General features: G+C 40.0%; 10 protein-coding genes. 3 read left to right on the forward strand and 7 right to left on the reverse strand.

All coding sequences use genetic code 11. From position 1 onward, the window contains the following. Positions 1 to 389: 389 nt before the first annotated feature. The 4 genes from L9W92_RS18200 to L9W92_RS18215 form a co-directional block, all read right to left on the reverse strand. Positions 390 to 650, reverse strand: a complete 261-nt coding sequence (locus L9W92_RS18200) for a hypothetical protein (RefSeq protein WP_240085162.1) — start codon at positions 648 to 650, stop codon at positions 390 to 392. Next, a complete protein-coding gene (locus L9W92_RS18205) occupies positions 647 to 925 on the reverse strand; it encodes an AbrB/MazE/SpoVT family DNA-binding domain-containing protein (RefSeq protein ID WP_240085163.1) in 279 nt (92 codons plus the stop codon). The genes L9W92_RS18200 and L9W92_RS18205 overlap by 4 nt, the downstream gene beginning before the upstream one ends. 623 nt (positions 926 to 1,548) lie before the next feature. Continuing rightward, positions 1,549 to 2,487, reverse strand: a complete 939-nt coding sequence (locus L9W92_RS18210) for a DUF1848 domain-containing protein (protein ID WP_240085164.1) — start codon at positions 2,485 to 2,487, stop codon at positions 1,549 to 1,551. 22 nt (positions 2,488 to 2,509) lie between these two features. Beyond that, positions 2,510 to 3,523 carry a hypothetical protein gene (locus L9W92_RS18215; protein WP_240085165.1) on the reverse strand — a complete coding sequence of 338 codons (1,014 nt, stop codon included), beginning with the start codon at positions 3,521 to 3,523 and terminating at the stop codon, positions 2,510 to 2,512. Between the two features lie 455 nt (positions 3,524 to 3,978). Between L9W92_RS18215 and L9W92_RS18220 the strand changes: the two genes are divergently transcribed. From L9W92_RS18220 to L9W92_RS19075, 3 genes are read left to right on the forward strand one after another with little or no spacing between them, the layout of a single operon-like run. Continuing rightward, positions 3,979 to 4,230 carry a helix-turn-helix domain-containing protein gene (locus L9W92_RS18220; RefSeq protein WP_282442415.1) on the forward strand — a complete coding sequence of 84 codons (252 nt, stop codon included), beginning with the start codon at positions 3,979 to 3,981 and terminating at the stop codon, positions 4,228 to 4,230. Between the two features lie 8 nt (positions 4,231 to 4,238). Next, positions 4,239 to 4,640 (forward strand): phBC6A51 family helix-turn-helix protein, encoded by a 402-nt coding sequence (locus tag L9W92_RS18225; RefSeq protein ID WP_240085167.1) that lies wholly within the window; start codon positions 4,239 to 4,241, stop codon positions 4,638 to 4,640. Between the two features lie 23 nt (positions 4,641 to 4,663). Further along, positions 4,664 to 4,798, forward strand: coding sequence for a hypothetical protein (locus L9W92_RS19075; RefSeq protein ID WP_282442416.1), 135 nt, complete (start codon positions 4,664 to 4,666; stop codon positions 4,796 to 4,798). Positions 4,799 to 4,918: 120 nt separating this feature from the next. On the opposite strand, the gene istB is transcribed toward L9W92_RS19075, so the two are convergent. Genes istB through istA form a run of 3 tightly spaced genes read right to left on the reverse strand, consistent with a single transcriptional unit; the run spans position 4,919 to position 6,922 of the window. Continuing rightward, complete coding sequence (gene istB / locus L9W92_RS18230; RefSeq protein ID WP_376741832.1) at positions 4,919 to 5,758, reverse strand: IS21-like element helper ATPase IstB; 840 nt, start codon at positions 5,756 to 5,758, stop codon at positions 4,919 to 4,921. Then, the gene (locus L9W92_RS18235; protein ID WP_240085169.1) at positions 5,661 to 5,903 is read right to left on the reverse strand and encodes a Mu transposase domain-containing protein; all 243 of its coding nucleotides are present in this window, start codon (positions 5,901 to 5,903) and stop codon (positions 5,661 to 5,663) included. Before L9W92_RS18235 ends, istB begins: the two co-directional genes overlap by 98 nt. Then, the gene (istA, locus tag L9W92_RS18240; protein WP_240085170.1) at positions 5,888 to 6,922 is read right to left on the reverse strand and encodes an IS21 family transposase; all 1,035 of its coding nucleotides are present in this window, start codon (positions 6,920 to 6,922) and stop codon (positions 5,888 to 5,890) included. The genes L9W92_RS18235 and istA overlap by 16 nt, the downstream gene beginning before the upstream one ends. Between the last annotated feature and the right edge of the window lie 324 nt (positions 6,923 to 7,246).

Consider the following 7,246-nt stretch of genomic DNA (forward strand, 5'->3'; position numbering starts at 1 on the left):
CTTCATATAGAGGCGCCTCCTCAATCTGGTTTTGTGCCTTTCTTGTCGGGATCAGCACATTACCATTGTATTGATGGGCGTCTCTTTTTTCAAAGGCCGTTTTCAATAATTACAGGAATGCTCCTAACATAAAAAGCGTAATCAGCAAACAAATAAATAATGTTTTTTTCATTTATCAAAACCAACCTTGCTCAAATATTTATATCAATCCACGTTTCTTCTGATATTTTAACATTTTTTCAGCATTCTTTTTTTCTGGTTGGGTCATTTCATTTAGGAAGCGTCAGGAATACACGTTTTAAAAAATAAAAGGGTAATGAAGCTCAGGTATTTTCAACTCGAATATTGCTTTTTCTACAAATAGATTAAATAATACGCTAGAATAAACTTTATGGGTTCTTTAAGGTCTTATCATGTTCCCCGATATTTCTTAATAAAATGCCGTCTTCTGTATATTCCCAGGTCATACGAATTTCCATGGTAATGCTTGCCTCAAATATACGCTCTTGCCCCCGTATTTTTTTAGTGCGAAGCGAAGGATGACGAGGGTTCTCCATCAACAGTTCAAGCTTTTTCTTCAATACTTCTTTTACTTCTAGCGAAAGCTGCTTAACTTTATCGGCAAAAAGCTCAGAGTAGTATAGGTTCATAGTTCATCCAACCCCAGCCCTTTCAATAGTTCCTCTTTACTTTTAGCCGTTTTTACCCGGCCTTCCCGTATTTGTTGTTCGACTTTCAGTTCATCCGCTTGCCATTCTTTAGAATAAAACCACATCTGGTCCCGGGGAATAATGGAAACGGGGGTAATAATCAAACAACCATCCTTCTCTTCTATTTCTAACTTATCGCCAGGTTTGAGCTTGAGTTTTTTCACTAGTTCACTAGGAATTGTCACCTGGGATTTCTGTTTTATTTCTACTAGCATGTTCTTCATCTCCAAATAATAAAGTTTAACTTTCTTACTTTATTATATTCTAACCCAATGAAAATATCCACTAATTTAAAGGATTTTAACAGAGATTTTGGAATATCTTGCCTCCCAACATTTTTAGCCTCCTCAACGTTTTTCCCTTATTTTATTGAATACGCCTATTTTAACCATCCAACACGCCACAAAAAAATAAGGACGTGAATAAATCCTTCGTCCTTATTTTTAAAGGCTTTGGTGTCGGAGACGGGACTTGAACCCGTACGGTTGCCCACACGCCCCTCAAACGAAATTCGTCTGGCGTCGCCACGCGAAAATCGCTGGAAGCCTTGTGGCTGTATCCTTCCGTGGATTGTTACGGAACATATTTTTCGTGAAATTTGGATACATCATGGTTTGTAAAACGAGGATTGTCCTGCTGATGACAGTTTAACAGTAGCATTACTCTTTTGCAAGAGAATATTAAATTTGTAGAAATTATTATTATTAAAAAAGTTCTACGAAAAAATATTGAATGAACGTATTGTTAAGCAGATTAATTCATTCGGGGGCTTATTAAAGTAATATTCGATAGTAAGTTGTTGATTTCTTTAACCTCGTGGGTGGATTATCTTCTACATTTATTCTTCAAAAAATCTGAGTTGTTTACTACGGTAAGATATCATAGGTCTATTGTGAATCTTTGTATTATCATTTATCTGTCCAATTAATATGGGTGACTCATCATCATGCGAGGCCCAATTCCTGGATACCATAGTTTGATTAAAATTTGCATAACAATATAGACAACTGTGTTTACAACTGTTGTATTCTCCAATATCAATACTTTTCACGCATCCACAAATCTCTCGCTGATTTGGATCTTTCTCTATGACTATCTTCTCCCCAAGTAGCTGAGAAATTAACATATCATCAATGCATTTTCCATGTTGTATTTTAATACTCTCAAAGTCTATCATCTCAGAACATGTTTCAATTATTAACCCATAATTATAAGCTATTTTAGAAAGTTGAGAAGAGATTTCACACATATCCAAATCGCTTAAAGATTTCAAGTTTATATGCTTTAGGTTTCTTTTAGCTTTTGCATAGACATCAATAAAACTTATTACACATTTATTTGTATATGGGTGTAAAAGCTTACACAAATATTCAAACCATTTGTAGTGATATTCTTTGCTGAATTTATCCGAAATTAAAATAGGATCGTAACGCCAGATTATTCTATTCTTCCCTAATGTAATGAATAAATGAATAAAATCATTTATTATAGATTTTTTGCTCGGTAGATTAACTTCAATTGTTTTGTCATATGAGTTTAAAGTAAACTGAAAATAATAAGTATATTTATTTAATAAATGGAGATATTTTAGCATCGGCCTTGGATTTTTGGTCCAAAATACAATACAATCAATTAGTTCAGGGTTTAAGTCTATCCTGCTAATCTGCTTACTGTTCATTGGGTTTCTTACTAAAACAAAACCTTCTTTAATTCTGTTGTAAAACCATTTACTATAAAAGGCAGGTATGTCTGTTCTTCTACTAACACTAAAAATCATTTATCTGTTCCTTTCTAATATTTCATAGGAAAAATGCATCAGCTACAACGTTGCTTGGGGGAAAATCAATACCACACCTATAAGTTGAACCCTCACAATAATTTCTTTCAGATATTTGATAACAATTAATACCCTGACTAGCGATTAGGTTAAAAAGTTGTTGGACTAAAGGGTTCTTAACAAAAAGTCTAAAAGTAACCTTGGAAATATCTCTTCTAATACCCCTATGCGATATTGTATATTCTATTTTTGAATAACAACTTGAATTTGTACATATATTATACCACAGGGCACAAGATTTTGGAAGTATATAAACTAAGTCGATCTCATAATTGTTAAAAAAATATTTGCATTCATTGCTCATAATAATAGCATTAAAATCGCTATTGCCTACCACATTAGTCATATCTTCAATTAGCATTAATCCGTTGGGACGCAAGTATTGATGCCCAACTCTTAACATTTCTAAATATGTACCATGGTTTAGAATGCTATCTTGATTATAAAACTCATTAGCGAACTTAAAGCTATGTATTATATCGAATCCTATATTAAAATTCAATCTATCTATCAGAGGAATGATATAATTCTTGTTGGGGAAATTTTTGGAGTAGTGATTGAGATAAATATTATTTCCATTTTGCGGGCAGTAACTATAAAAGTCAGTTAACATTTTTATTTGATAATTGAGTGCTATAGGGTTTCCGTCAATAGAGTGTATGTTAATAGTAGCATTTTTTATTCGTTCGTTTAATACAGTTAATAAACCAAATAAGTTGCCACCCGTTCCCGAACCAATGTCAAGAATCTCTATAGTTTGATTTGCTGTTAGGGAATTTAACATGAGTTGATTTAGAATATTTTGATAGATATGGTAAGATTCAACATAACTTCTTGGAAAATAAGTACCTAAATAGCGTTTAGTGGATTCTTCATCGTTATTTAAGTTGCATCCGGCTTCAAATGGATTGATCTCATAATAAGCTCCTAGTTTCTCAAATAAATATCGTTCAAGATATGGGTTTGCATTTATCAATAATACTCTCCTCCATTGAATGAAATAGTATCTGGTATAGCAATATTTACCACAAGAAATTAACTTTTCCTTCTTGTTTGTGTAAAAAGATAGCAATATAAAATAAATACAAGATAATAACAACACAGTAAATACTATACATTAATCCTATGCAGGAATTAGAGATGAGACGAATATATGCTGCCTTGTAGAAGGGATAAACTATTATCAAGTTTGGGAGTTGGTCGAGGAGCAGGGGCAGTTGTTTTAAGGTCAAGAGAATAATATATGTAACTTGTAAAAAGCAATGCTAGAAACATATGTATAATAGAGAGCAGATTTTTCTCCTATCATTCGGCAGACTCTCCTTTCAAAGGCGATTGGCTCCAACAACGAGGCCGGTCGCCTTTTTTAATGTGCCTCAATGTCAATTTTAATGCAAGGGGTGAAGAGTCTATTGATATTGAACGGTAATATTGTTCGCATGGTTCGCAGTAATCTTAAAATGCCAGAAGGAGTTCGCTCAAAGATTGAATATATCCCAGTCCTATCTCTGCCGAATTGAACACGGCTCCAGGGTAATTACGCCGGAAGTAGAGTCGAAAATTCGTGATGAATTTGCCGCAGATGATCTGATTATTTCAGTTCTAACGGTTGCTGCCCACGTTGTAAAAGAAGGGGGGATAGAAAAAAGTGACATCCAAAACTTGTTAAGCAAGGTGAGTTAACCACTCAGATGCAAACAGCAATAGAGTTCCTATTGGTAAAGCGAGGTTCCAACGTAAAATACTCCAAGATCGCCCAGGCTGTGGGTGTTTCTGTAAGAACTCTGGGGAGGTGGCGGAAGCTCCCGGAGTTTCAAGCCGAACAACGAAGAAGGAGCATTGAGATCATGGGTGACTCATTACCCCTGGTGCTTGACACGTTAACGAAAAAGGCCATAGCAGGGAACAACAAGAGTATTGAATTATACCTTAAAACATTGGGACTTATCCGCGAGGGGTTCGATATAATGGCAAGGTCTAAAGCCGAGGACGATGATCCCAGGAGTAACGCCAATATTGAGGCCGAAATAGAAGAACTCCGGCGGCAATTAGGACTTACCGACGACGATGATAAATTCAGCATGGATAATTAACTACGGAAATGGAGGGTATCCAAATGTTCCAAGAAAAAATGAACGAGTCCAAAGAAACAGAGTCCAAGTACCAATTAATTATCTCCACCCTTAACGACCAGCGAAGGGATCTGGAGCAAAAAATAACCCAAAATAAAGAATCTGTCAATGGCGTTTGAATATTGACCCTTTTTGGCACTTGAATTTTGCCCCCCCCCCCAGTTTAAAAAAGATAGTCTAGGAGAGGGTTGGTAATAGACTACCCCCTTCAGCTAAAGATACATCCAGCGATTTTCTAATCAGTCCGGCGCGTTGCTTCTCTTTAACCGGTAGGACTCACCCTTAATGTTGATGACGGTGCTATGGTGAAGCAAGCGGTCTAGGATGGCGGTGGCGATGATCGTATCACCAAAGATCTCTCCCCATTGCCCGAAGCCGCGGTTGCTGGTCAAAATAATGGAACCCCTCTCATACCTCCTGGAGATTAACTGGAACAGGAGATGGGCACCGTGGACATCAACCGGAACATAGCCGATCTCGTCTATTATCAACAGTTTGGAAACGCAGTATAATTTGAGCCTTTCCTCCAGGCGGTTCTCGGCGTATGCCTTGTTCAGAGAAGCAATCAGAGCAGTGGCCGGGATGAAGAGTGTCCGGTACTTTTTCTGGATGGCTTTCAACCCCAGAGCCACTGATAAGTGCGACTTCCCCGTACCTGGAGGGCCCAGCAGGATCAAGTTCTCCGCCCTGTCGATGAAGGAGCAGGTAGCCAACTCACGGATGATCTTCGGATCTATAGATGGCTGGAATGAAAAATCGAACGACTCCAGGGTCTTGATGTAAGGAAACTTGGCCAATGCGGTGCTTAGGGCCATATGCTTCTCATGCTTGAGGGAGATCTCTTCCTCCAACAGCTTGTCCAAGAAGTCGGAGTATGACACCTCGTTCTTGCTCGCTTCCTGGAGTAGCATTTCGAGTTGCTGGCTAGTACGGTGCAATTTCAGCACTTTGAGGTTTTCCTGAATTCTGAGAAGTTGCGGGTTATCCAACGAGAACACCTCCCTCAGCCAGTGATGCATAGACATCCAGGCTTCTGACCTCGACCTCCGGCAGAGGAGCTGTCTTCTTTGTGGCATCATGTTTATTTGACAGGCCCCAATAGTGCTCCATATCTATAATTACTTGGTGCTTGCTTTCTGCCTTTCGGTGAGTGGCGATCAGCACGCCTTGGTGGTAGATAGATATCAGGTCACCACGCTCCTGCAACTCTACAGTCTGATGCACATATCTCCAGGGCACCGAGTATAAGAAACCAAGCAGTCGGTGGCCACCCTGCGCATCTGCCAAACTTGTAAAAAATATGGCGGTCTGTTGGTAAGGGGGCGGAGGTTTTCCCGCCGGAAACGTGCTGCCGGCTGCTCGTGGGTAGTGCCGTGGATTCGTTGGTCAGCCACCTCCCTGATCCAGACCAAGCCCTGCTCGTTGGCAGAGGCCAGTGATGGGAATTCCTGCCCGGCAAGGAATGACCTTTTGACGTACTTCACACCCGACTCGACCTTACCTTTTGTGCGGGCGCGGTAAGGCTGGCATAGCCGGGGAGTGTAGCCGTAGTAAAGGCAGAAGTCTTCAAACTTAGGATTGATCCTGGCATTTGCAGTAGCCCGGTCAAGGACAATGGTTTTAGGGTTGTCATAGAGAATCTCCTCCGGAATACCTCCGAACCAAGCGAACGCATGCTCATGGCAGGCGATCAGCGTGGGCAGCTTTTCATCTAGTGTGAACTCCACATATATGGCCCTGGAGAAGCCCAGTACCATGACGAAGATGCAGACTCTGGTTAGGCAACCTCCGAGCATGATCTTCTTGCTGCCCCAATCCACCTGCGCCTGCAGTCCGGGAGGGGTTTCAAAGCGGGCTGTTGCCGCCTCAAGCTGGCGGTGGGTTTCCCGGAGTGGGCGCACCGCCTCTTTAACCAGGGTGTAGCCTCCGGTATAGCCTAACTTTTTCAGTTCCCTAAAGAGATTGGTGGCATTAAAGTCCAACTGCGGAGCCCGTTCAATAAGGAATGGCATAAATTCTGACAGCAGGCCCGGTTTGCAGTTTTTCCGTCGATATGGTTTATAAAGCTCATTGCGTAATACTTTTCTGACAGTGTTTTTACTAATCATTAGCTCTCTGGAGATCTTTTTGATAGATTTCCCCATTTTGCGCATGACGCGGATCTCGGTCCATAGATCCTGTGTTAACATCTGGTTCTCTCTCCCATGTTCATTATCATGGAAGAAGGTTTCCGCTTGACCCATTTCGTTACCTCCTTTTTATTGGAGGGGGGTCAATTTTCATCCGCCATATGGGGTCATTTTACCACCGCCAATGACAGAATCCTTAAACGGCAGTCAGACCGGGACTATATCCTTTTTACAATGGGGATTAATACGGGATTGCGTGTTTCGGATATTTTAAAGCTCCAGGTCAAGGACATTCGGAACAGGACTCATATAACTAGTAGTTTGTTAACACTGAATCTATAATAAAACTTATTTTTATGTTATACTCTTCCCAGGAGGGAGGGGTATGCCTTGCCAAAAGTAAGATACCATGTCCGGCTTTCTGATGAGGAACGGAAG

The sequence above is a fragment of the Pelotomaculum terephthalicicum JT genome (assembly GCF_022410535.1).
Lineage (GTDB): Bacteria > Bacillota > Desulfotomaculia > Desulfotomaculales > Pelotomaculaceae > Pelotomaculum_D > Pelotomaculum_D terephthalicicum.